Source organism: Riemerella anatipestifer (assembly GCF_009932355.1).
GTDB classification, from domain to species: domain Bacteria; phylum Bacteroidota; class Bacteroidia; order Flavobacteriales; family Weeksellaceae; genus Riemerella; species Riemerella anatipestifer_E.
The window spans coordinates 99,048-122,047 of sequence record NZ_LEKU01000016.1; the positions used below are offsets into that span (position 1 = coordinate 99,048).

Annotated in this window: 19 protein-coding genes; 16 read left to right on the forward strand and 3 right to left on the reverse strand. The window is 35.0% G+C overall.

Translation table 11 applies throughout. The annotated features are described in order from the left end of the window. Positions 1 to 26: 26 nt before the first annotated feature. From gldL to GXW81_RS06485, 4 genes are all read left to right on the forward strand, one after another. Positions 27 to 713, forward strand: coding sequence for a gliding motility protein GldL (gene gldL, locus GXW81_RS06470; RefSeq protein ID WP_161531670.1), 687 nt, complete (start codon positions 27 to 29; stop codon positions 711 to 713). 50 nt (positions 714 to 763) lie between these two features. Continuing rightward, the gene (gene gldM, locus GXW81_RS06475) at positions 764 to 2,323 is read left to right on the forward strand and encodes a gliding motility protein GldM (protein WP_161531671.1); all 1,560 of its coding nucleotides are present in this window, start codon (positions 764 to 766) and stop codon (positions 2,321 to 2,323) included. Positions 2,324 to 2,377: 54 nt separating this feature from the next. Further along, positions 2,378 to 3,292, forward strand: coding sequence for a gliding motility protein GldN (gldN, locus tag GXW81_RS06480; protein ID WP_161531672.1), 915 nt, complete (start codon positions 2,378 to 2,380; stop codon positions 3,290 to 3,292). An 87-nt stretch (positions 3,293 to 3,379) separates the two neighbouring features. Continuing rightward, entirely contained in the window at positions 3,380 to 4,423 is a 1,044-nt protein-coding gene (locus tag GXW81_RS06485) for an FAD-binding oxidoreductase (protein ID WP_161531673.1), read from the forward strand. Positions 4,424 to 4,501: 78 nt separating this feature from the next. On the opposite strand, the gene GXW81_RS06490 is transcribed toward GXW81_RS06485, so the two are convergent. Next, positions 4,502 to 5,719 carry a hypothetical protein gene (locus GXW81_RS06490; RefSeq protein WP_161531674.1) on the reverse strand — a complete coding sequence of 406 codons (1,218 nt, stop codon included), beginning with the start codon at positions 5,717 to 5,719 and terminating at the stop codon, positions 4,502 to 4,504. A 25-nt stretch (positions 5,720 to 5,744) separates the two neighbouring features. Next, positions 5,745 to 8,357: a TonB-dependent receptor plug domain-containing protein gene (locus tag GXW81_RS06495; RefSeq protein ID WP_161531675.1), complete on the reverse strand. Its 2,613-nt coding sequence runs from the start codon at positions 8,355 to 8,357 to the stop codon at positions 5,745 to 5,747. Between the two features lie 203 nt (positions 8,358 to 8,560). On the opposite strand from GXW81_RS06495, the gene GXW81_RS06500 reads away from it, so the two are divergent. From GXW81_RS06500 to GXW81_RS06510, 3 genes are all read left to right on the forward strand, one after another. Then, a complete protein-coding gene (locus GXW81_RS06500; protein ID WP_064969447.1) occupies positions 8,561 to 9,238 on the forward strand; it encodes a response regulator transcription factor in 678 nt (225 codons plus the stop codon). 7 nt (positions 9,239 to 9,245) lie between these two features. After that, the gene (locus GXW81_RS06505) at positions 9,246 to 10,268 is read left to right on the forward strand and encodes a cell wall metabolism sensor histidine kinase WalK (RefSeq protein ID WP_161531676.1); all 1,023 of its coding nucleotides are present in this window, start codon (positions 9,246 to 9,248) and stop codon (positions 10,266 to 10,268) included. An 82-nt stretch (positions 10,269 to 10,350) separates the two neighbouring features. Further along, a complete protein-coding gene (locus tag GXW81_RS06510) occupies positions 10,351 to 11,010 on the forward strand; it encodes a YceI family protein (protein WP_161531677.1) in 660 nt (219 codons plus the stop codon). Between the two features lie 56 nt (positions 11,011 to 11,066). Here the strand turns inward: GXW81_RS06510 and mfd are convergent, their stop codons facing one another. Further along, positions 11,067 to 14,426, reverse strand: a complete 3,360-nt coding sequence (gene mfd / locus GXW81_RS06515) for a transcription-repair coupling factor (protein ID WP_161531678.1) — start codon at positions 14,424 to 14,426, stop codon at positions 11,067 to 11,069. A gap of 181 nt (positions 14,427 to 14,607) precedes the next feature. Here mfd and ruvX point away from each other — a divergent pair, with 181 nt between their 5' ends. The 9 genes from ruvX (at position 14,608) to GXW81_RS06560 (ending at position 22,984) form a co-directional block, all read left to right on the forward strand. Continuing rightward, complete coding sequence (gene ruvX / locus GXW81_RS06520; RefSeq protein ID WP_161531679.1) at positions 14,608 to 15,021, forward strand: Holliday junction resolvase RuvX; 414 nt, start codon at positions 14,608 to 14,610, stop codon at positions 15,019 to 15,021. Then, positions 15,018 to 15,590 carry a peptide deformylase gene (def, locus tag GXW81_RS06525; protein WP_161531680.1) on the forward strand — a complete coding sequence of 191 codons (573 nt, stop codon included), beginning with the start codon at positions 15,018 to 15,020 and terminating at the stop codon, positions 15,588 to 15,590. The genes ruvX and def overlap by 4 nt, the downstream gene beginning before the upstream one ends. Positions 15,591 to 15,617: 27 nt before the next feature. Continuing rightward, positions 15,618 to 16,040: a DUF5606 domain-containing protein gene (locus tag GXW81_RS06530; protein ID WP_161531681.1), complete on the forward strand. Its 423-nt coding sequence runs from the start codon at positions 15,618 to 15,620 to the stop codon at positions 16,038 to 16,040. 62 nt (positions 16,041 to 16,102) lie between these two features. Then, a complete protein-coding gene (locus GXW81_RS06535) occupies positions 16,103 to 16,633 on the forward strand; it encodes an STM3941 family protein (RefSeq protein ID WP_161531682.1) in 531 nt (176 codons plus the stop codon). 150 nt (positions 16,634 to 16,783) lie between these two features. Continuing rightward, positions 16,784 to 17,557: a nucleoside triphosphate pyrophosphohydrolase gene (mazG, locus tag GXW81_RS06540; protein WP_161531683.1), complete on the forward strand. Its 774-nt coding sequence runs from the start codon at positions 16,784 to 16,786 to the stop codon at positions 17,555 to 17,557. A 51-nt stretch (positions 17,558 to 17,608) separates the two neighbouring features. Beyond that, the gene (locus tag GXW81_RS06545) at positions 17,609 to 18,334 is read left to right on the forward strand and encodes a shikimate dehydrogenase (protein ID WP_161531684.1); all 726 of its coding nucleotides are present in this window, start codon (positions 17,609 to 17,611) and stop codon (positions 18,332 to 18,334) included. A 79-nt stretch (positions 18,335 to 18,413) separates the two neighbouring features. Continuing rightward, a complete protein-coding gene (locus GXW81_RS06550; RefSeq protein WP_161531685.1) occupies positions 18,414 to 20,228 on the forward strand; it encodes a DUF349 domain-containing protein in 1,815 nt (604 codons plus the stop codon). Positions 20,229 to 20,321: 93 nt separating this feature from the next. Then, positions 20,322 to 21,341: a bifunctional diaminohydroxyphosphoribosylaminopyrimidine deaminase/5-amino-6-(5-phosphoribosylamino)uracil reductase RibD gene (ribD, locus tag GXW81_RS06555; RefSeq protein ID WP_161531686.1), complete on the forward strand. Its 1,020-nt coding sequence runs from the start codon at positions 20,322 to 20,324 to the stop codon at positions 21,339 to 21,341. Between the two features lie 5 nt (positions 21,342 to 21,346). Continuing rightward, positions 21,347 to 22,984, forward strand: coding sequence for an LIC_10190 family membrane protein (locus tag GXW81_RS06560; protein ID WP_161531687.1), 1,638 nt, complete (start codon positions 21,347 to 21,349; stop codon positions 22,982 to 22,984). Positions 22,985 to 23,000 lie beyond the last annotated feature (16 nt).

Consider the following 23,000-nt stretch of genomic DNA (forward strand, 5'->3'; position numbering starts at 1 on the left):
AAAGTAAAACAATATATTTTCACATCATGAGACTAAATGATAAAACATTAAATTTCATCTACTCGGTAGGTGCTTCTGTAGTAATTTTAGGTGCATTTTTTAAAATGACTCATACTACTTTTGGAGGTTTAGTAAATCCTAACTGGATTTTAGGTGCAGGTCTAATTACCGAGGCTCTTATATTTTTGCTATATGCATTTAATCCTCCAGCAGAGGAAGCTAAATATGCTTGGGAAAATGTGTATCCAGAATTATTAGATGCTAATGAACAACCTAAGCCTAGAAAAAATAATATAGTAGAACAAACTCAAGATATAAAACAACTAGAAGTTTCTCTTTCTGAAAAGTTAGATAAAATGTTAAAAGAAGCTAATCTAGATGTACAGCTATTTGAGAGACTTAGAACAGGAATAGATAAGTTTTCTGCATCTGTAGATCAGATTAATCAAACTGTAGATGTGTCTTCGTCTACTCAGAAATATAATGATCAACTTGCATTGGCTGCTAATCATTTAGAGAGTATGAATGCTCTTTATGCATTACAGTTAGAACATGGTAAAGCTCAGTCAGAATATCATCAAAAATATGTCTCTGATTTACAAAAATCAGTAGCACAATCAGAGAAGTTTAATCAAGAGTTAGATGGGCTTACAGCTAACCTTAATAATCTTAATAGAGTTTATGGAGGTATGTTGAACGCGATGAAAGGATAAAATTTTCTTTTTCAAAGTTTTAATCTATTTTTTAACCTTAAAAAACTAAAATGGCAAAGGAAAAATTATCACCGCGTCAGAAGATGATTAACTTGATGTACCTTGTTTTCATTGCAATGCTTGCGATGCAGATAGATCAAGAGATTATACGCTCTTATAATGATACAAGAGATACATTGAGTCAGACAACATTACTTACTCAGTCTAAGAATAAAATATTTGAGGAGACTCTTCGTCAAAAGGCAGAAAACTCTCCAGAGTCTTTCTCCCAACCTTATGAGCAATATAAATTATTAAAGGATAAAATAGATGCTTTAGTAAAATTTATAGAGGCTTCTAAGACAGAGATGCAGAAGTTTGCAGGTCAGGATATGACTTCTAAGGAGTTTAATTTTAATGCTTTAAATAATACAGATGCTTCTACACTTTACTTTTTTGATAAAGCAAATGAGGCTAGTCCAAGTAAAAATGCTGAGAAATTGAAAACTCTAATGGGAGAAATTAAGAGTTTAACATTGCAAATTTTCCCTAAAACCCCTCAGAACGAAGCTATTATAGAAAGAGCTAATAGTTCTTTTAGCACAGCCGTTAGTACAAGTAGTGTTAAAAAAGATTGGTTAGTTTCTAAATTTTATAATCAGCCGTTAGTAGCTGCATTAGCTAATCTAGAGGTTTTACAGTCTGAAGCTAGAAATTTACAGTCAGATGCTTTGGCTAATATGCTTAAAGAAAAAGTAGATGCTGATATTAAATTTAATGCTTTTGAAGCTATTGTAGCTGCACCAACTGTTGTTTTACAAGGAGATAAAGCTGAGGCTAAGGTAATTGTTGGGACTTATGCGAGTTCTGTTCCTGGTATGTCTATATCTGGTGTGGATAGAACAGCTAATGGTCAAGGGTTCAAAAGTCTTAATACAAGCAGTGTAGGAGATTTTAAATTCAATGGAGAAATTACATTTTTAGATGCTAATCAGAAGCAAATAAGATTACCTTTTTCTCATGCTTATCGTGTAATAGCAGGAGCTAAGGAAGTGGCACTACAAAGTGGAGCTGTGGTTTCTGCTGATAAGATGAATGTGCTTTATAGAGGGGTAGATAACCCTGTTTCAGCTTCTATGCTGGGAGTTGATAATGCTTCTGTAAGGCTTTCTGCTGCTGGAGCTTCTGTATCCGGCGGTAAGGGTAAATGGGTAATTCGTCCAGGAGCTGGTAATTCTGTAAATATTACGGTTACGGGTACTTTGCCTAATGGTAAGGCTACTACGGCGTCATTCCCTTTTAGAGTGAAAAGTGTTCCTGCTCCACAAGGGCAAATTAGAGGTCAAAATGTGGTTTCTATGCCAGCTAGCTCTATTAAAAATCAAACTATATCTGCTGCAATTCCAGATTTTGAGTTCCCTGTAAGTTTTACAGTAACAGGATTTAGAGTTAAAATACCAGGTAAAGCAGCAAGTTTTATTAGTGGAAATAGCTTGAGTTCAGTTGCGGCACAGACTACAGGTTTGCGTTCTGGTGATGTGGTTTATGTGTATGATATACAAGCAACTGCTAGCGGTTTAGGAGGGCAAATGCTTAAGAATATTTCTCCAGTAGTGATAAATGTTCAGTAATTTTATAAGGTTGAGATTCCTTAGTAATAGAGGAAAAATAAAATAATAGTACCAATGAAAAAAATCATTTTTAGTGCTTTCATATTAGCTTCTGGTTTTGCTTGGGCACAGAATATTCTTAATGCGAAATCTCCTGAGGAATTTCGAAAGTTAAGAGAGGATAATCAGGCTCAAAAAGGAGACGAAATAATATCTACAGAAGTAAAACCATTAGACTACGGCTATATAGAGGATAAGGATATTCTTAGGAGTATGGTTGTATGGGAAGTTATAGATATGAACGAAAAAATAAATCAGCCGTTCTATTATAATTCAGATGGTTTGGTATCTCAGAATAAGTCTTTGTATCAGTTGCTATTAGATGGCATCAATAGTGGTAAAATAAAAGAAGTTTATGATGATGAGATGTTTACTACTAGGCTAAAACCTGAAGAAATACAGCAGAGAATGAGTAGAGTGGTAACTTCGGATTGGCTTATTGATAAAATCAACAGTGGTGAGAAGGTTTCTGATGAAGATAAAAAAGCTGGTACAGATGTTTACGAAACAAAATCTGAACAGGTTAAGCTATTGAAAATAAAGGGTATGTGGTATATTGACAGAAGAGATGGGCAGATGAAATACCGTCTCTTAGGGATAGCTGCTATGGGACCTGACCCTCAAACTATGGGGCAACAATTTGCTGATAAAGAAGAACTGATTGACCTTTTTTGGGTGTTCTATCCAGATGCTAGAGAGATTACAGCTAATGCTAGAGTATTTAATAGTAAGAACTTGTCTTCTGATATAAGTTTTGATGATATTCTTAATGCAAGAAGATTTTCTTCTATTATTTATAAATCTGAAAATGGTTTAGGAAATGGGGTAATTAAAGATTATATACCTAACGATGCAGAAGCTCAGCTAGAAGAAAGTGAAAGGATTAAAAATCAAATATTAGAAATGGAAAACGATATGTGGAACTACTAGATTTACAGTGTTCTGTGTATGTTTTTGTATCATAATAAAACCTGAGTTCATAAGCTCAGGTTTTGTGTTTAAAACGAAAAAGATTTTATGAAAAATGTAGAATATATTATCGTAGGAGATGGCTATGCAGGATTATTTTTTGCTCATCAATTATTGAAAAATAATCACTCTTTTGTTTTATTTTCAGATGGTGAAAAAGGGGCTTCTCAGGTGTCTGCTGGCATTGTAAACCCTGTAGTTCTTAAGAAGTTTACTACTTTTTGGAAGGCTAAAGAGCAGATAGATTTTCTTACAGATACAATGAAGGAAATAGAAGCTTATACAAGTGCAAATTATTTAATAAAAGCTCCTATACATAGGATATTTCATGACGAATCTGAGAGAGAATTGTGGAAGAAAAAAAGACTAGAGAAGGAAGAATTAAAGCCTTTTTTGAGTGATGATTTTTATGCATTAGAAAATGTAGAAAACCCTTTTGAAACAGGTAAAGTATTAAAATCTTCAAGGTTAAATGTACCTTTGTTTTTTAGTGGTTATTTACAATACTTGGAGAAGCAAAATAAATTGATTAAAGAAAAGTTTGATTACAATCAACTTGATGTAGAAAATAATAAATACAAAGATTGGAGTTATAAAAAAATTGTTTTTGCGGAGGGGATAGGTGTTAAGAATAATCCTTTTTTTAGGGATATTATGATCAATCCCAATAAAGGGCATCACCTTAAAGTAAGATTATCCAAAGAGTTATATTCTGATGTTACCATAAAGAAAAAACATTTTCTATTTCCTTTAGAGGAGGCTGATGCTTTCTACTATGGAGGAACTTATGATAGGGATAATACTGATGAAGAAATAGACACTAAAGCAGTAGAACAACTGGAAAATGGACTTAAAGAGTTTTATCCGTTTGATTTTGAAATAAAAGAGATTTGTTACGGTTTTAGACCTACGGTTAAGGATAGAAGACCTATTTTAGGTGCTCATGAACAGTATTCTAATTTGTATGTTTTTAATGGATTAGGAGCAAGGGGTATTCTTAACGGAAGTTATTTTTCTAAGGTATTATATGATTTTACTCTTGCTAAAATAGAATTACCTGAAGAAGTTAACCATTTACGATTTTCAAATTAAAAAAATAAAAAGAAGCTATCTCAAAGTACCGAGATAGCTTCTTTAATGAAAAACTTAATTTTAGTGCTTATAAAGAGGTTACTTTAAAGCCTTAAGTAGGTCTACACCGTTTACATTTGCCCAAGCTCCTGAAACTAAACTTACTTTTTTAACAGAAGAATCAGATGTGAAACTTGCAGGGATATCGTTAGCGTAGCCATAACCCCATACAGTAAGGTTAGAGGAGTTTAGATAGTTGATAGGTGCTACTTTGATATTATTGGTAGCAACTTGGTCGTTTTGGGTATCTTTATCTTGGATAAGAACCGCATAAGCCTTTTGTCCATCAGTGTCTTGGTAGCCCTCTATGTAAACATTTTTGAATATTCCAGAGCCTTGCTTTTTAAACTGGATAGCAGAGATTTCTGTAGAACCTTCTTTTTCAGGTTTAGTACCAGCTTCTCTTATTAGGGTAATGTTATTAACTTTAGGAGCTGTATTGTTCTTGTTAGAAGAGGCTTCTATCTCCATACCAAAGTTACCTATTTGTGTTTGGTATGCAAACCAGTTGGAGTTGTTTTGTCCAGACCAACCATCTTGCCAGTCAAAAGAGTCATCAAAGTTTCCGTAAGAGACAAGGTTAGTGGCACTTACTGTACCTCCGAAGAATTCAAATCCGTCATCTGTACCTTTATAAGCTACTAGATTCTCTAGTACAGTACCTGCTCCCACAGAATAGAAAGTCATAGAGTTGTTTTCTGATTTTCCATCTCCAATTTTTTTACCTCCATATTCTACTCTCACAAACTTCATTACACCTGAGTTATCATTGGCATCATCGCCTCCGTATTGTAGGTTGTTACCATCTTCAGAAATAGCTGTTTTCGCTCCATTTAAAGCAATGATAGGTGCTTTACCGTAGATTGAAATTCCGCCCCAATCTCCAGGGATTTTGGTGTTAGATGTAAATACGATAGGGTTGTCCGCAGTCCCTTGTGCATTGATTTTAGCTCCTTGAAGAATTACTAAACTGGTATCGTTAGAAGAGTTAGCTACAAATACAGCTCCAGGTTCTATGGTAAGTGTAACACCACTGGCTACTTTTACTACACCATCTATGGTATAATTTCCTTTTTTGATTAGAAGGTCTTTAGTGATAGTTCCGCTAAGGCTTCCAGAACCTTCCATCACGCTTCCTGTAGTGCTTTCTATTCCAGTACTTGTAGGGGTGTCATTGTCTTCACGAATGTCAATAGTACACGAAGTTACAGATAATACAAGTGCTAAAGAGCATAATGATAAAAGATGTTTTTTCATTTTTATTAGATTGATTTAGTTTTAATTAAAAAGTATATTCTATTGAAAAATTAAAGTTAGTACCTCTTCTGTAGTCAGTATGTATAAAGTTTTCAGCTTTTACTTCTACATCGTTGTTGTTTCCATACTCAAGTTTGTATTTACTATTGAGTAGGTTGATGACACTGAACTTAGCTTTCCATTGTTTAGAGAGCTCTCTCTGATAAACAAAATCTAGCTTATGGAAAGGTCTTTCATAAATGTGGTCTATACCAATTGAACCTAATGTATGAATTTTAGAGCCAGAAACATTATATACCAAAGATGCCGTCTGAGTTAAATTTTGAGCATTTTTTCGTTCATATTTCAAATCTGCATTTACTGTCCATGGTGCTGCACCTTGTAAGCCTCTTTTTAGACCTTTTTGTCTATCAGATTCTTGCTCTTTTTGTAGGCTACTACGCTTAACATCAGAGTACATTAAAGTAGTATTTACACCTAAAGAAAAAGGAGAAAGGTTTTCTGAAATTCTTCTCAAATTGATAATACCTTCTAGCTCTATCCCTGCTAGATTAGCTTCGGAAGCGTTAAAAAAGGTGATGGTTTGCCCATTAGAGTTTGCAGAGGCAGTATAAGATTTCTCTATGGCATTGATGATTTTCTTTCCAAAGACACCAAAAGCGAATATTTCATCTTTTGTAGGGAATAGCTCATACTTGAAATCAAAGTTATAGTTTTCACTATTGGTAAGTCTTGGGTTACCTAGGATATTCTCATTATTAGGATTGATGTAGGTAATTGGCATGTACTCTATTAAGATAGGTCTTGTAATGGTTTTACTGAAGGCAAATCTTAGATTCGTTTTAGAGTTAAGCTCCTTTTTTACCGATAGGGAAGGTAAGAAGTAGTACTGATTTCTAGTAAGGTTTAAGAAAGGTCCGTTGATAGAATTAGAAAGTTCTTTATACCTAGTGATATTCATATTATTCTCTATTCTACCGCCTAAAATAATGTCCCAAGTGTCGTTTGGTTTGTAGTCTATACTGGCATATCCAGCGTTTACAAACTGATAAATGTTGTTTCTGTATACCACATTAGAACCTTCTCTATAATTAAAGAACCCATTAAGTGCAGATTGGTTAAAGGTATCTTGAGGTGTATCTGGGTTTATGATAACCGTTCTTCCATTTGGTGAAGCACTATTGTTGAAAACAGAGTAAATAAATCTGTACGAGGTACTTCTTCTATCCATAAAGCCATTATATCCTAAACTCAGTTCTATAGGGTAAGATTTTCTATCATTCTTTTTACCTAGACTTAATTTATATTCTGCAAAAGCGGAAAGATAATTTTTACCACTTACATCTAGATATTGGCGTATAAGGTTATTACCACCGTAGCTTAGCCTTATTCTATCGTAATCGTTGGGAGTTTCTGGGTTTCCAGAAAATATTTTTCTATCAGGTTGTTGATAAAGGTTATTTACCCAGCTACCACCAGCCTTTATGAGATGTCTTTTGCCTAGTTTTTGAGAGGCGATAAGTTGTATATCTGTAAATCTAGAAATGTCCTGTTGGTTCACACGAAATAGCCCTTCTCCAGAGTTTCCTTGGTCCACATATCCTATATTATCCTGTATGATATTGGTAGAGTTTTGGAGGAATATGGCATTCAACATTACATCTGTACCTTTGTTTTTATAGCCTAAGCCTAATAGTGCAGAAGATTCAGTTTCATATTCATACTCTTTTTGGTAGAGTTTATTGTTATAGGTAATATTAGAACCCGAAAATAAGAATAGATTATTATGCCCTTCTTGATATTGATATTTATTAGCTTGATTTAAGGATAAAAGTAACCCAATTCTACCAGAGCCAGCTTTAAAACGCTGAGCTGTCGTAAAGGAAAGCCCTGTATTAGGCAATGCCTTTATGTTATCCACATTCCAAGAGTCTTTGAAAGAAGAAACAGATTCTTGACCATTGAAAATATAATTAGACGGTCGGAAACCTTTAACCTCGCTAGGTAGCTGTCTATTTCTAGAGTTTAGACCTAGATAACCATTGATAGAATTTGCATTTTCATTGATTTTAAATCTATCTCTGAAAGTGGTCTGACTATTAAAACCTATACTAAATTCTACTTTTGTAAAAGGCTTATCGTAGGATAGCGTTTCTATATCGAAAGTAGCACCAGCAAAGTCGGCGTAAAGGTCGCTATTAAATGTTTTATAAATATTCAATTTCCCTACAACATCGGTTGGGAACTGCTTTAAAGCAATAATTTTTTGGAAGGGGTTGTTAGAAGGTGAACTTAATCCATTTATAAGTAAGGTGCTATATCTCTCCTCAAGTCCTCTTACAAAAAGCCCTTTACCCTCTACTGTGTTTACTCCTGTGATTTTGGTTAAACTCTGTTCCACATTAGAAATACCTTTCCTAGAGATTTCCTCAGCCCCCATGGCTTGTACCTGAACGCTAGATTTTTTAATAGATTGTAATACTGCTGTTTCAGTTTTTTTGTTAACGGTAGCTTTTAACTGAACGCCATCTATTTTCTTTTCGTTTTTGATGCTGTCTTTTTTTGATGCTTGTCCTAAGATAATTCCTGTAGAGGAACATAAGAACAAAACTGCAAGACTAAGCCTATGATACTTCATTTTTAAACTTATTAGATATTCATTTTTACTGGTGCAAAGAAATTATTTTATGGCTTAAACTAAGGTTTCGGAGATTTTAACTTTGTATTAAATAATGTTTAACGGATGATAGGAAATATTAACTTTATATTAAGAACCAGAAGCGTGTTAATTTTAAGTTAAAAAATGATTAAATTTGAGCCCCTAACTAATAAAAACTAAAAATGAAAGGCAAAAGAATACTCTTAATAGATGATGAGCCTGATATTTTGGAAATTATTTCCTACAACCTAAAGAAAGAAGGGTATGAGGTACACACTGCCAATAACGGAAACGAAGGTATAGAGAAGGCTAAAGAAATACTTCCACATCTTATTCTTCTTGATGTTATGATGCCTGATAAAGACGGTATAGAGACTTGTCAAGAGATTAGAAAAATAGCTGCATTAGAAGGGTGTCTTATTGTCTTTTTGTCTGCAAGAGGTGAAGAATTTTCGCAATTAGCAGGTTATCAAGCAGGTGCTAATGATTATATTGTAAAGCTCATTAAACCTAAAGTGCTAATTTCCAAGGTGAATGCTCTAATGAACCTCACGCAACAAGTGGAAGAAAAAAATAAAATTCTAAAAATAGGGCATCTAATTATTGATAGAGATAATTTTAAGGTAACCAAAGGTGACGAAAGTTTTATTTTACCTAAAAAAGAGTTTGATTTGCTGAATCTTTTGGCATCTAATACCGAAAAAGTATTTAAAAGAGAGGAAATTTTAGAAAAAGTATGGGGTAATGATGTAGTGGTAGGAGAACGCACAATAGATGTTCATATCCGAAGATTAAGAGAAAAATTAGGCTCTAAAAGTATCCAAACACTTAAAGGGATTGGTTATAAATTAATTATCTAGGTTAAAAATGAAGCCTAATTCGCTCAGTATTATAGCATCTTTATGCCTTACAGTGGCTATGGGGTTAGTGGTTTTTGCATTTGAATATGTAAAGACCAAAGATTGGTTCAATAATGTAGGTTTTATTGTTGTTTTATTTGTCCTATCAGTTATTTTCTTTGTTAACTACACTATTGTTAGTTTTTTATTTAGATTTTATGGTAAAGAAAAGATAAGGCAAATCTCTACTATTCTACCAGATGAAATTGCTACTGAAGATGAGAATATCAATTTTAAAGAACTAGGCGAACGAATTTCTGGACTTAGCGAAAAGGCAAGTTCAGAGATTGATATGATGAAGGAGATGGAACGCTACCGTAAAGAGTACATAGGTAACATATCGCATGAGCTCAAAACTCCATTATTTTCCATACAGAGCTATGTGGGAACTCTGATAGACGGTGGTGTGGAAGATTTAGAAATTAGAGATAAATACCTGCATCGTATAGATAAATCTTTAGATAGATTGATGAATATCGTTAAAGATTTAGATATGATTAACCGCTTTGAAAGTGGCGAAATCACTCTTGAATTTGTAAAATTTGACCTCAATGTTTTGGTAAAGGAAATCTTTGACTTTTTAGATATAGAAGCTCAAAAGAAGGGCACTCAGCTAAGCCTTAAAAGTAATGGAACTATATGGGTTTTGGCAGATAAACAGAAAATATCACAAGTTTTACTCAATTTAGTTTCTAATGCAATACATTATGCTAATAGAGAAAAAGCAGTGGTAGAAGTCATTACTTCAGTTCATAGAGATAAAGTAGTGGTAGAGGTTAAAGATAACGGTATGGGGATAAAACCAGAGATACTTCCTCGTGTTTTTGAGCGTTTCTATCGTGTGGAAAGTAGCCGAAACAGAAGAGATGGAGGCTCTGGCTTAGGCTTAGCTATTGTAAAGCATATTTTAGAAGCTCATGGGCAAAATATTGAAGCCAAAAGTGTCTATTTAAGTGGAGCGAGTTTTATTTTTACCTTAGATAAGGCTTAATGCAGAAATCATCTGTTTGTGTATTTATATAAAAATTCTTATATTAGCCCTATATCTTTAATCATAATAAATACAAATCATAATGAAAAAAAACATTTTAAGCCTATTATTTGCAACGAGCATTGGTCTGTTAGCTCTAAATTCTTGCGGAAAAGATAAACCTCTTACTAGCGAGTCTAATGAAGTTACCACTACTAAAGAAGGACAAGTATATGCCATAGATACAGCAACCAGTAAGGTAGAGTGGAAAGGTTATAAAGTGGTGAAGTCTGATAATACGAGCCACTTTGGAGATATTAAATTTGAGAGCGGAGAAGTAACAGTAAAAGACGGTAAGCTAGAGAGCGGGAAATTCGTAGCGAATATGAACACTTTAGCAAACAGAGATATTACAGATGATGCGGAGAAATCAGCTAAATTAGATGGTCATCTTAAAAATGAAGATTTTTTTGAGGTAGAAAAATTCCCAACATCATCTTTTGAAATTACTAAGGTTACAGAAACTACCGAAGGAGATTATAACACTCTTTTAGATGGCAATCTTACGATTAAAGGGATTACAAAACCAGTACAATTTAAAGCTAATGTAAAGGTAGAGGAAGGTAAAGTAAGCATTAAAACTGAGCCTACCGATATTAAGAGAGAAGATTTTGGAGTTAAATTTCAAATGCCTGTAGCAAACGGAGTTATTAAAAACGAAGTAACTGTACATGTAAGTATAGATGCTTCTCAATTGAAATAAATATTACTTTTTTAAAGGTTAAAAAAATGCCTCAGAATATTCTGAGGCTTTTTCACTTAGTTGAGTATAGCTTGCAGAAGTTCATTCACTTCATCTACATCGTTAATATGGTCTTTTCTCATCATAAGCTGGTTGCCCTCAGCCGAATGTTTTTCTTTAAGACTGGCTTTTTGAGGATTTTGACTTAGATATTGGATAATCTTTTTAAACTTTTCGGTTTGGTAAAATTTATCCTGCGGATTGCTAGGGAAATAACCTATAAAAATACCATTTTTCATCACGATTTTTTCAAAACCAATAGCTGCAGCTAGCCATTTTAACTCTACTGATTTTAGTAGGTTAATGGCTTCTTCTGGCAATGACCCAAAACGGTCTTCTAGTTCTGCCTCAAAGCGTTTTAATTCCTCTTTGTTATTTATTTCTGCAAGTTTTTGGTAGAGGCTTAGTCGCTCCTCTGTACTACTTACATAAGAGTCAGGAAGCATCAGTTCCAAATCGGTATCAATATTAACATCTTTGGAAGACTTGAACAGTTTTTTTCGGTCTGCTTCGTTTTCAAAAAGACTTTCAAACTCGGCATCATTTTGCAATTCTTCTAAGGCTTCTTGCATTATCTTTTGATAAGTTTCAAAGCCCATTTCGTTGATAAATCCGCTTTGCTCTGCACCAAGCAAATCACCAGCACCACGAATTTCAAGGTCTTTCATTGCGATTTGGAAACCACTGCCTAAATCGGAAAATTGTTCTATGGCTTCAAGTCGTTTTCTTGCATCAGAAGTTACCATATCAAAAGGTGGTGTAATAAGGTAACAAAAGGCTTTTCGGTTGCTTCGTCCCACTCGCCCACGCATTTGGTGAACATCTGCCATACCAAACCTTTGGGCATCGTTGATAAAGATAGTATTGGCGTTGGGTACATCTACACCGCTTTCTACAATCGTAGTAGAAACCAGTACATCGTACCTTCCTTCCATAAAGTCTAATATGTTTTCTTCTAACTGCTTACCGTCCATTTGTCCGTGTCCTGTAATCACTCTAGCATCGGGGACGAGGCGTTGTATCATTCCCGCAATGTCTTTTAAATTATCAATTCTGTTATTGATGAAATAAACCTGTCCATCTCTTTGTAATTCGTAGGAAATGGCATCTCTTATAATTTCTTCATCAAAACCTATGAGTTGAGTTTCTACAGGTTGTCTATTGGGTGGAGGGGTTTTAATTACAGATAAATCTCTAGCTGCCATTAGCGAAAATTGTAGCGTTCTAGGGATAGGTGTAGCGGTAAGCGTGAGAGTATCTATATTTGCTTTTAAAGTTTTAAGTTTGTCTTTTACAGAAACTCCAAACTTATGTTCTTCGTCTATAATGAGAAGTCCTAAATCTTTAAACTTGACTTTTTCGGAGGTGAGTTGGTGGGTACCGATGATGATGTCAATTTTACCTTCGGCAAGTTTCTCTAAGGTTTCTCGTTTTTGTTTTGCTGTACGAAAACGATTGAGGTACGAAATATTAACAGGGAAATCTTTAAGCCTTTCTGCAAAACTTCGGTAGTGCTGAAACGCCAAAATGGTTGTCGGTACAAGAACAGCAACTTGTTTACCATCTGTAGCAGCTTTAAAGGCTGCTCTTATAGCTACTTCGGTTTTACCAAATCCCACATCGCCACAGACGAGCCTATCCATAAAGGAATCGGCTTCCATATCTCGTTTAACATCTAGCGTTGCCTTTTCTTGGTCTGGAGTATCTTCGTAGAGAAAGCTAGCCTCTAATTCATTTTGGAGGTAAGTGTCTGGTGTATAGGCGAAGCCTTTGGCGGTTTTCCTTTTAGCGTAAAGTTTTATAAGGTCAAATGCAATTTGTTTAACCTTGGCTTTCGTTTTATTTTTGAGGTTCTTCCACGAAGGAGAACCTATTTTAGAAAGCGTGATTTCCTTACCTTCAGCACCATTATATTTAGAAATTTTATGCAGAGCGTGTATGCTTATATAGAGTAAATCTCCGTTTTTGTAAGTCAATTTAAAGCATTCTTGAGTTTTACCACCATTGTTTACCTTTACCAGTCCCATAAACTTCCCGATGCCGTGGTCAATATGGGCAATGTAGTCGCCTACTTTTAAAGACATTAAATCTTTAAGTGTGAGTTGTTCCGACTTGGCAAAAGTGTTTTTAGCTCGGTAGCGTTGGTATCTATCAAAAATTTGATGGTCGGTATAGACAAGGATTTGGTGTTGGTGGTCTATAAACCCTTGATGCAGCTCCGATTTGAAAAACTGGAAAGAAATGGCGCTTCCCAAATCTTCGAAAATACTTTTCAGTCGTTCTTTTTGTTTTTCGGAGGCAAACGAAATCCATAAATTAAAGCCTTGTTTTTGTTTCTCTTCTAGGTCTTCTATGAGGAGCTCAAAATTCTTATTAAAGCTAGGTTGTGGGCTTTGCTTGAGTTCAATAAAAGGAGCTTGAGAAAGCTGTAACGATTGTGAGGTAAAATCTACCGTTCTAAACTTTTGATAGGTTTTAAAAAATACCTCGTCTGATATAAAGAGTTCGTTAGGCTTTTGGTGTTTGATGTCCGAGTTGAGTTGGGTATATTTTTCCTCTGCTTTTGTGTAAAAATCTCTGATGTAGTTAAGTCCTAGATAGGCATTTTTAGTAACAATAAAGCTGTCTTTTGGCAGTAAATCTAGGAACGGAACTTTGGTGCCTTGCACTGCAAAATTCATATTAGAAACTAATTGCAGACTTTCTACCTTACTTATGGATAGTTGAGTTTCAATATCAAAAGTTTTGATGCTTTCTACCTCGTTGCCAAAAAAAGTGATACGATAAGGCTTATCATTGGCATAAGAGAAGACATCTACAATACCGCCTCTTACAGCAAACTCTCCCGGTTCAGAAACAAAATCGGTTAAGTGAAAATTAAACTGCTCTAGTAGTTCGCCTGTAAAATCAAAATCTAGCTGGTCGCCTACCTTAATATGGTGAGAAATGGCTTTAAAATCTTCCTTTTTAAGCACCTTTTCACAAAGGGCAGCATAATGGGCTACAATGACTTTTGGCTCTGGATTGGCATTGAGCTGATTAAGCACTTCGGTTCTTAATACCAAATTGGCATTTTGTGTTTTTTCGGTTTGGTAAGGCTCTAGGTGGGTGGCAGGGAAATAGAGTACCTTATCTTCGCCGAGTAGTTCTTCTAGTTCTGTAGTGGTGTAGTGGGCATCTTCCTTATCATCTACTATAAGGAGGATAGGTTGGTTTTGGGTGAGGAATAGTTCTGCACAGATTAAACTTGGGCTAGAACCTGCCATTCCCTTCACCGAAATGTGCTGATGATGAGGTAAAGCTTCCAAAACAGAACTTCCGAATTGATGTTTTAGGAGGAAAGGTAAAAGGCTTTCGTGGATTGGGGACAAAATCATATTACTCAATCTATAATAATAAAGATGTGCTAAAAACAAAGATAACGCTCCAGAGTTTTTCTAAAGCGTTGCCGAACGCAAAGTTAGTAAATTTTATTTACCTAGAAATGGGAAGTAGAGTTTGATTTATGTGTTTAAAATACCGTCTATGTTTAAAAAATCATTAAATTTGCACCTCTTTATGGGACAGATATTAGCCATAGATTACGGTAAAGCACGTACGGGTATAGCGGCAACAGATGATATGAAGCTCATTGCTAGTGGGCTTGCCACAGTGCCAACGGAGGAACTTTTGTCATTCTTATCCGAATATATCCGCAGTAATGTTGTAGAAGCTGTGGTTGTAGGTTACCCTGTGGATTTAAAGGGTAATGTCTCTGAAGTAGAAACTTCTATCTTAGAGTTTATAGAAAAGTTTAAAGTTCAATTTCCAGAGATAGAGGTTCACCGTTTAGATGAAAGATTTACCTCCAAGATGGCTTCTTTTTTCATCAGTCAAAGCGGGAAAAACAAAAAACAAAGACAAGAAAAAGGGCTTATAGATAAAGTAAGTGCCACCATAATTTTACAAAATTTTTTAGACCAAAAGAGATGATACTACCAATAAGAGCCTACGGCGACCCTGTACTTAGGAAGAAAGGACAAGACATTACCCCAGATTATCCTAATCTGAAGGAGCTTATCCAAAATATGTTTGAAACTATGGAAGGAGCTCACGGGATAGGGCTTGCAGCACCGCAAATAGGGTTAGATATTAGACTTTTTATTGTAGATGTGAGACCACTGGCAGAAGACGAAGACTACCTAGATATAGCTAATGAGCTTAAAGATTTCAGAAAAGTATTCATCAATGCCAAAATATTAGAGGAGACAGGGGAGGAGTGGAAGTTTAACGAAGGCTGCCTCTCTATACCAGAAGTAAGAGAAGATGTTAAAAGGAAAGACACCATCACAATAGAGTATTACGATGAGGATTTCAAAAAACACACAGAAACTTACTCCGATATTAGAGCAAGAGTTATACAACATGAGTATGACCACATAGAGGGCATTTTGTTTACCGATAAACTAAGTGTGCTCAAAAAGAAATTAGTGAAAGGGAAACTCAACAAAATATCGACAGGAGAGGTAAGCGTAAGCTACAAAATGAGATTCCCTAAATAGATTAAAATAAAGATAAAAAACGAAGATATGCTTTTAGAAAAAATTATTTCAATTTCAGGAAAACCAGGGCTTTATAAATTAGTTTCTCAACTTAGAAATGGTTTTATTGTAGAAGATATTACCACTAAGAAGAAGCTAAGTATTTCTAACTCAAGCCAAGTAAGTCTTTTGGATAACATTGCAATGTTCAGTTTTGATAGAGAAGTGCCATTGTTTGAAGTGTTTGAAAACATCGCTAAAAACGAAAATTACGAGCAAACTATCAACCACAAATCTTCAGACGAAGAGCTTAGAGCATTTATGCTAAAATCTCTACCAACCTATGATACAGAGCGAGTGTATGTGTCTGACATTAGAAAACTTGCTCAGTGGTACAATCTTTTGCAAAAAGCAGGTTACATTACGCCTGATAGCTTCATAAAAGAAGAAGTTAACGAAGAAGAAAAATAAACAATCACAAAAACTTTGCTGAATCTCTTAGCAAAGTTTTTTGTTTAATAGTATCTATTAAAATGAATAAAGTGGAGTTTTATTCAAATAGGAAGAAGGCATTTTTATTATTGATAGGGTCTTTAATTTTTGTAATACTAGGTATTGATATCTTTCTAAATGCGGAAAATATGACTAGCTATAGAGTATCTAATCCTCTATTTTTAAAGATTGTTGGGGTTGCGTCTTTTTTATTTTTTGGTTTAGGTATTTATGTTTCAATAAGACAATTACTGAAAAATAGATTGATGTTAATAATTGATGAAAATGGAATAAATATTAATCCTAAAAAAAATGAATATATAAGATGGAGTGATATTGAAGGTTTTTCCGAATTAAAAATTAATAGTGTTAAAATAATTATTATACAGATTAGTAATGCGGAGGAATATATAAGAAAAGAAAAAAACAAACTGAGAAAAAAACTTATGAAATTTAACCTTGAAAACTATGGCTCCCCATACAATATTTCTGTAGGGACTATGAATACGAATTACAATCAATTACTTGAAGTTTTAAATGAAAATCTTATAAAACATAAATACATTGTTTAAATGGTGTTTGTAAAAGGTAAATACTGTATATGATAAAGAACTTGGTAACATTTAATGATAAAATACTTTTCATGTTTGTATTTACTTTAATTTTAATATCGTTAAACGAGAATTTGAGAAGCTCATTTATACTCATCAACAGATAAATATATGACCACGAGAGAACAACAACTAAAAGCCTTTGGAGAATTGCTGGATATTATGGATACCCTAAGAGAGCAATGCCCTTGGGATAGAAAACAAACCTTGCAAAGTCTAAGACACCTCACCCTAGAGGAAGTCTATGAGCTATCCGATGCCCTTCTGAACGAAGACCTAGACGAGATTAAGAAAGAACTGGGAGATGTCCTTTTACATTTGGTATTTTATGCCAAAATAGGCTCGGAGCAGCAGCACTTTGATATAGGAGATACCCTAAAATCACTCAACGAAAAACTCATTTTCAGGCACCCTCATATCTACGGCAATACAGAGGTGAAAGACGAGGAAGAAGTGAAGCAAAATTGGGAGAAACTCAAGCTCAAAGAGGGCAATCGTTCCATTCTATCAGGCGTACCTAGAGGGCTGCCGTCTTTGGTTAAGGCGTATCGTATCCAAGACAAGGTGCGGGGCATCGGTTTTGAGTTTCCAAATGCCGAAGCGGCGTGGAGCAAGGTAGAAGAAGAGCTACAAGAGTTTCATCATACCCAAGACCCCCAGCAGAAAGAACAAGAGTTTGGCGATGTGTTGTTTTCTTTGGTTAATTATGCTCGGCTTTCGGGCATCAATCCTGATACTGCCTTAGAGCGTACCAATCACAAATTCATCAGCCGCTTTCAAACGATGGAGGCTTTAGCTTCGCAGAAAAATCTCAACCTAGACAGCCTCTCTCTGGAAGAGATGGACTGCCTTTGGGAAGAAGCTAAAAAACAAGAACGAGAATAAATGAAAAATGTTCGGTAATCATTACCTTTAATAGTTATTATAAACAAGTTTATGGGAAAACAGTTGGGGCTTATAGGGAGAAACATTTCATACTCCTTCTCTCAAAAATATTTTGAAACCAAGTTTAAGAAGTTATTTATCAAAGATATTTCCTACCATATTTTAGATTTGCCCAGTATAGAGAGCGTTACAGCATTATGGTCTAATCCAAGATTGGTGGGCTTTAATGTTACCATTCCGTACAAAGTAGAAATTATAAACTACCTAGATGAGCTTAGCGAAGAAGCCCAAGCCATAGGAGCGGTAAATACAGTAAGCATTAAAGACGGCAAGAAGATAGGCTACAATACAGATGCCTATGGTTTTGAACGAACCTTAGACCTCCATCTTAAACCTACTCATCAGAAGGCACTTGTACTAGGCGATGGTGGGGCGGCTAAAGCCGTTAAATTTGTGTTAGAGCGTAAAGGTATTCCGTATCTTGTGGTCTCTAGGCGAGGGGCAATCAAATTTGAACAACTTACCGAAGAGCATTTGTCCGAATATCAAATCATCATACAATGTACTCCCGTAGGAACTTATCCTAATGTGGAAGACTGTGTCCTATTCCCGTTTGATGGGCTTTCGGACGAACATTTGGTATTAGACCTTATCTATAATCCCGAACGAACTAAACTCATTAAAGAAGCTCAAAAAAGAGGAGCTAAAACAGCTAATGGACTGTTTATGCTAGAACAACAGGCAGAAAAAGCCTGGGAAATTTGGAATTTAGTATAAAAAACCTTTAATTTAGTGCCGATGGAAAAATTGGGGCTTAGAACCCAATTAGAATTTAATACTTTAAAAATATACTGCTATGAACAAAGAAACTCTGAACTCTAGACAAGAAGAACCAAACACACCTCAACCCAACCAAGAAATAAAGGAAAATACTGTTTTAGAACCTTCGTCTTATCAGGAGTCGGAAGTTGAAGAAGAAGACCACGATGACGACGACCACGAAGAGAACGAAAAGTTATCTTTGAAAGAGTTGGTAGATAAGCTGGAAAGGCTCATCAATCTAGAGAATGCAGGAGAGGAGATTCAGAAATTCAATGCGCTTAGAAAATCTATTTCCGAGCAAATAGACGAAATAACAGAAAACAAAAAACAGGAGTTCGAAGCAGCAGATAACGACCCTTCGGAGGTTTTCAGCTACGAACACCCTTTACAAGCAAAGTTTTCTGCACTCGTCAATATTTTTAAAGAAAAGAGAGACCTCTTTATTCAAAAGCAAGAGGAAGAACACCAAAAAAATCTAGAGGTAAGGCTAGAAATTGTAGAAAAACTTAAAAATCTTTACACTAATACAGAACCAGGGACAGACCTATTCAGAGCCATAAGGGAAATAAAAGAGGCGTGGGCTAATGCGGGTAAAGTAGCAAAGTCGGAGTTCAAAAATCTGAACAATAACTACTATCATCACCTCAATGGGTTCTACCAAATGCTAGACCTCAACAAAGAATACCGTGAGCAAGAGTATGCCCATAATTTGGAAAAGAGACAGCACATCATCGCTCGTGCTAAGGAGCTATTGGTAGAGCCACTGATACAAAAAGCACTTAACGAATTGCAGTATCTCCACAAACTTTGGAGAGAGGAGGCAGAGCCTGTGGCAGAAGAGTTTAGGGACAGCACTTGGGAGGAGTTTAAGGAACTTTCTAACCAAATACACGATAGAAAAACTGAACTCTTCGCAGCGAGAGAAGCGGAACAAAAAGAAAATCTAGAGAAGAAAAACACCATTATTGCTCAAATAAAAGCCTTAGGAGCACCAGAAAAACCTAACCATAATTATTGGCAGAAATCCATTAAGAAAATGGAAGAGCTAAGAGAAGAATTTATAAAGTTAGGTAGCGTTCCTAGAAAGCTTTCTACCCAAAATTGGACTGATTTTAAGCAAAGCGTAAGAGCCTTTAATTCGGCTAAAAACGAGTTTTATAAAGGTCTTAAACAAGCTCAAATAAACAACTTAGAAGAAAAATATAAGTTGATAAAAGTGGCTCAAGATAACAAAAACTCCGAAGATTGGGAGACTATGGTGCCGCTATTCAAGAAACTTCAGAAAGATTGGCAAACGATAGGACACGTGCCTAGAAGTCAGGCAAATAAAGTATGGGACGCGTTCCGTGAAGCGTGCAACTTTTTCTTTGACCAATACAGAACCAAAAGCGAAGCGGCTGGAGACGATTGGAACGAAAACTTTAAGCAGAAGAAAGGTCTCCTAGAAGAACTTAAAAAAATAGAGAAAGGAGAGAACTCTCTAGAAGTAATAGAGGAAATTAAAAATAAATGGAATGCCGTAGGCAAAGTGCCTAAGGATAAGTTGGGCATCAATTCGGAGTTTAATAAAACTCTAAAGCAAAAGCTGAAACTTAATAACCTTAATGAGTTTGATATTAAGGAGGAAGGCTTATCCGAATCTCAAATTACTGATAGAGCTCGTAAACTTAAAAACCAAATTATCGACCTTGAGGCTGAAGTGGTTAAGCTGGAAAACAATCTTTCTTTCTTTAACAATCCAACGAGAGAGAATCCGTTGTTAAAAGATACTTTTGAGAAAATTGACGATAAGAGAGCTCAATTGGAGAGCCTTAGGATTACATTACATCAAATGATTTCGGGAGAATAATAAAAGGTTAAACGAAAATAGAAACGAAAACTTTGTTGGGATTAGATTGATTTCAGCAAAGTTTTTTAGTTAATATCAATAATATAGTTCTGTATGTCTTACGAAAAATATATGAGTAGATGTATTGCCTTGGCAGAGAAGGCTAGAGGTAATACTTACCCTAACCCTTTGGTAGGAGCGGTAATTGTACACAATGGCATCATGATAGGGGAAGGCTATCATCACAAGGCAGGAGAGCCTCATGCAGAAATTAATGCTATCAATTCGGTGGAGAACAAAGGGCTTTTAAAAGAATCAACGATTTATGTTTCATTAGAGCCTTGTTCCCATTTTGGGAGAACACCACCTTGTGCTGCTAAAATCACAGAAATTGGTTTCAAAAAAGTGGTTATAGGCTCCGCTGATTCTAATGAAAAAGTGAGTGGCAAAGGAAAAAAAATGATAGAAGAGGCAGGAATAGAAGTGGTTGATAAAGTGTTGGAGGAACAATGCCGATGGCTTAACAGAAGGTTTTTTACTTTCCATGAGAAAAAAAGACCATACATTATCCTGAAATGGGCAGAGTCTAACGATGGTTTTATAGACCGAAATTTCGCTCCAACGCCTATATCTAACACTTTGGCATCTCAATATGTGCATAAGATGAGAGCCGAAGAACACGCTATTTTGGTTGGGACACAAACGGCACTTAATGATAACCCAACTTTAGATGTAAGGCATCTTGACGGTAGAAATCCTGTCAGAGTTTTAATAGATTTAGAGCTTAAAGTGCCTCGAAGTTTTAATATTTTCAATACTAATGCTCCTACCATTATTTTTAACCTTCATAAAAACTGTGAGCAAGACCATTTGAAATGGATAAAAATTGATAAAGAAAATTTTCTAGAAGAACTGATGTGTCATTTGTATGAACAGCAGATACAATCTATCATTATAGAAGGCGGAAGCAAGATGTTAAATACCTTTATTGAAGCTCAACTTTGGGATGAGGCGGTGGTAATTAAAGCTCCTAATTTAACTTTGAACAATGGGACTAAAGCTCCTATATTCAATGAAAAACCTTACCGACAAAAACAGATGAGAGATAATGTTTTAAATTTTTATAAAAAATAATTTTTATGCTTTATCTGTTACTTTCCGTAGGCGTTATTTTCTCTAGTTTGCTAGGGGTAGGAATGCTATTTGAAAAACTATTAGGAAAGTTGTGGGAAGAAAAACTATCCTCTGCTTTTTTTGCAGGGTGTATGGGATTGAGTTTGGTATGGGCGGTTTTAGCATTTGCAGTGCCTATCAATAGAGTAGTAGAAGTCTCTAGCTTGGTTTTAGGACTAAATGCCTTTGTTTATTTTAAAATATATCGCGTTTTAGGAACTTTTATTACTAGAAACTATTTGATTTTTGCTCCGTTGCTTTTTATTGTGTTGCTTTTTGGGAGTGGGTATCCGTTTATTTTAGACCACTTTGGTTACTATGTGCCTAGTATTAAATGGATTGCAGAGATAGGTCTAGTAAAAGGTATTGGGAATTTAGATTTAATATTAGGACAAATGTCTCTTTGGCATATTTTACAGGCAGGGTTTTCTAATACTTCTGATGTTTTTCTGCGATTGAATGTAGTATTACTTTTAGGATATATCATTTACATTATAGAGAAAAAGGTGTGGGTTCATTTTATCTTTTTGCCTATTTTGTTATTGTTTTTACAATCGCCAAGTACAGATTTACCAGTTATTGTAGGCTCTTTAATAATCTTGAATGAAGTTTTGAATAAAAACCATAATGTGTCAGCACTATTTGGGTTTTCGGTTTGGATTTTCAGCATAAAACCTACCATAATATGGCTCCCGTTGATGGTCTTTTTATATGCTTTTTTGATAAGGAAATTCACTTATAAGTTGATAATAGTAGGCGTAGGTGTGGTGTCTGTTTTTGTGATTAAAAATTGGTACTGCTTTGGGTTTCCTATTTTTCCCGTACAAGTTTTGGATTTAGGCTTGAGTTGGAAACCTAATGAATTTTTACTTAAAAATTCAGCCGAAACAGCTATTCTTAAAACTTACGATTTTCAGTATTCTTACGAAGAAATAAAACAATTTTCGGTTTGGGAAAGTGTTAAAAATTGGATATTCCTGAAAGGCATAAAAGGAGTTATCAACCTATCTTTTGTTTTGAGCTTGTTGGCATTACTATTATTTGCTATTAAAAGTAAAAGCCGTTTGATTTGGCTGATTGTAATATCAATTTTTCTTAAAAGCGTTTTGGTGTTGCTATTTTCAGCACAATACCGATTTTTCTTGGAAGTATTTTTTGTGGTTGCTCTTTTGGTTTTTAGGAATTGGTTTTCCGCTAAGAGAGTCGCTTTTGTGAGTGTTATAGGTACTTTGGGTATGTCTGTGTTTTTATTTACTCCGTCTTTAATTGTGAAATATGTTCCTAGTTTTAGGTTGGGTGGATTTATTAAAAATATAGAACTTTCTCAAGTTGTAAAACCAGCGACTTACAAATATCAACGGTATAAAACTTTTACAATAGGTAATTTGACTTTTAATGTAGTGGACAACTATCCTTTTAGTTTTGATACGCCGCTTCCAGCTATTTCTCCTAGTTTCTTGGAGCTTTATTTAGAAGCAGGGATTTTTCCTCAAAAAATAGGTTCGAACTTAAAAGAAGGTTTTATTTGGAAAAAACTATCTAACGAAGATAAAGAGCAATTAAAACAGATTGTTAATACATTTTATATAAATGAAAAAAGATAGAGAAATTATCCCTATC

What these genes read in the sequence shown, in the direction of transcription:
- def (WP_161531680.1), top strand. Translation starts at nt 15,018, where the DNA reads ATGATACTACCAATAAGAGCCTACGGCGACCCTGTACTTAGGAAGAAA.
- GXW81_RS06510 (WP_161531677.1), top strand. Translation starts at nt 10,351, where the DNA reads ATGAAAAAAAACATTTTAAGCCTATTATTTGCAACGAGCATTGGTCTG.
- GXW81_RS06530 (WP_161531681.1), top strand. Translation starts at nt 15,618, where the DNA reads ATGCTTTTAGAAAAAATTATTTCAATTTCAGGAAAACCAGGGCTTTAT.
- ruvX (WP_161531679.1), top strand. Translation starts at nt 14,608, where the DNA reads ATGGGACAGATATTAGCCATAGATTACGGTAAAGCACGTACGGGTATA.
- mfd (WP_161531678.1), bottom strand. Translation starts at nt 14,426, where the DNA reads ATGATTTTGTCCCCAATCCACGAAAGCCTTTTACCTTTCCTCCTAAAA.
- GXW81_RS06490 (WP_161531674.1), bottom strand. Translation starts at nt 5,719, where the DNA reads ATGAAAAAACATCTTTTATCATTATGCTCTTTAGCACTTGTATTATCT.
- GXW81_RS06545 (WP_161531684.1), top strand. Translation starts at nt 17,609, where the DNA reads ATGGGAAAACAGTTGGGGCTTATAGGGAGAAACATTTCATACTCCTTC.
- gldL (WP_161531670.1), top strand. Translation starts at nt 27, where the DNA reads ATGAGACTAAATGATAAAACATTAAATTTCATCTACTCGGTAGGTGCT.
- GXW81_RS06550 (WP_161531685.1), top strand. Translation starts at nt 18,414, where the DNA reads ATGAACAAAGAAACTCTGAACTCTAGACAAGAAGAACCAAACACACCT.
- GXW81_RS06505 (WP_161531676.1), top strand. Translation starts at nt 9,246, where the DNA reads ATGAAGCCTAATTCGCTCAGTATTATAGCATCTTTATGCCTTACAGTG.
- GXW81_RS06485 (WP_161531673.1), top strand. Translation starts at nt 3,380, where the DNA reads ATGAAAAATGTAGAATATATTATCGTAGGAGATGGCTATGCAGGATTA.
- GXW81_RS06535 (WP_161531682.1), top strand. Translation starts at nt 16,103, where the DNA reads ATGAATAAAGTGGAGTTTTATTCAAATAGGAAGAAGGCATTTTTATTA.
- GXW81_RS06495 (WP_161531675.1), bottom strand. Translation starts at nt 8,357, where the DNA reads ATGAAGTATCATAGGCTTAGTCTTGCAGTTTTGTTCTTATGTTCCTCT.
- ribD (WP_161531686.1), top strand. Translation starts at nt 20,322, where the DNA reads ATGTCTTACGAAAAATATATGAGTAGATGTATTGCCTTGGCAGAGAAG.
- GXW81_RS06500 (WP_064969447.1), top strand. Translation starts at nt 8,561, where the DNA reads ATGAAAGGCAAAAGAATACTCTTAATAGATGATGAGCCTGATATTTTG.
- GXW81_RS06560 (WP_161531687.1), top strand. Translation starts at nt 21,347, where the DNA reads ATGCTTTATCTGTTACTTTCCGTAGGCGTTATTTTCTCTAGTTTGCTA.
- gldM (WP_161531671.1), top strand. Translation starts at nt 764, where the DNA reads ATGGCAAAGGAAAAATTATCACCGCGTCAGAAGATGATTAACTTGATG.
- gldN (WP_161531672.1), top strand. Translation starts at nt 2,378, where the DNA reads ATGAAAAAAATCATTTTTAGTGCTTTCATATTAGCTTCTGGTTTTGCT.
- mazG (WP_161531683.1), top strand. Translation starts at nt 16,784, where the DNA reads ATGACCACGAGAGAACAACAACTAAAAGCCTTTGGAGAATTGCTGGAT.